This is a genomic window from Pigmentiphaga sp. NML080357 (assembly GCF_002188465.1).
Classification (GTDB): Bacteria; Pseudomonadota; Gammaproteobacteria; order Burkholderiales; family Burkholderiaceae_B; genus Pigmentiphaga.
The window spans coordinates 1-1,048 of record NZ_NINW01000056.1; the positions used below are offsets into that span (position 1 = coordinate 1).

General features: G+C 58.5%; 1 protein-coding gene. It reads left to right on the forward strand.

Annotated elements, in window-relative coordinates:
• Positions 1–145 precede the first annotated feature (145 nt).
• On the forward strand, positions 146–1,048 hold a 903-nt coding region (locus tag CDO44_RS26190), incomplete at its 3' end, for a DUF4158 domain-containing protein (RefSeq protein ID WP_144389599.1).

Genomic DNA, 1,048 nt, shown 5'->3' on the forward strand with positions numbered 1-1,048 from the left:
GGGGTCTCCTCGTTTTCAGTGCAATAAGTGACGGTACGCAAAGCTAGCACTGGCGCGGGGGTGGTCTGGGTAGACCGTTGATTTCATTGACTTTCCTGTTCGCTTTGTAAACGGGTATGGTGGCCTCCCACTTTTGAGGTTCACGATGCAGGGTTGGCACACAACGTTTTTGGGGATGCGTGGGCTCCCCCGCGATATCAGCGACTTCGAGATGAAGGCATTTTTCACCTTCGATGGTGCCGAGCGCGACGCAATCAATGCACGCCGAGGTGATTCCCACAAGCTTGGTCTGGCGCTCCATATTGGTTTCCTGCGCATGAGTGGGCGTTTGCTCGGTGCCTTTCGGGTAATTCCAGTAGCCTTGTGGCGCCACCTTGGCAACGAGCTTGGCATTGCAGCACCAGAAGTCGCCTCGCTGAGAGCCATGTATGAACGCGGGCGCACGCTATTCGATCACCAACAAGTAGCCTGCACGGTCCTTGGATTCCAGTGGATGAGCGAGCACCAGCGCCGCTCACTGGTACGTGAACTGCGCGACGAAGTGGCGCGCTGCGCCGACCGCGATCAGCTACTCGTGCGGGCGCGTCAATGGCTGTACAAGAACAAGCTGGTGATCGTGCACGAGCGGGCAATTCGGACACTGATTGCGGCGGCACTTGCCCAGCTTGAAGTTGAAACAGGCACCGCCATCGCCGCCAGCGTTGATCCAGCAACACTTGATCGCTGGCGAGCCTCAGTTTCAGAGCTGCGCCCAGATGGACAAACCCAGCAGAGTTGGCTATGGGCTGCACCGGCGAAACACTCAACCCGCCAAATCAGCGAGGTACTGGAGCGCATCGACCTGCTTTACACGCTGGACGTTCATAAGCACCTGGCAGACATCCCCGATCTCATCTTGCGCCGCTACGCGCGCCGACTTGTCTCCAGGCCGCCCTCAGCCGGAGCCAAGATCAAAGAGCCAGCGCGCACCGTGGAGGTCGCATGCTTTCTTCGGTATTGCCTGTTCACCACCACAGACCAGTTGATCCTTATGGTGCAGCGCCGGATC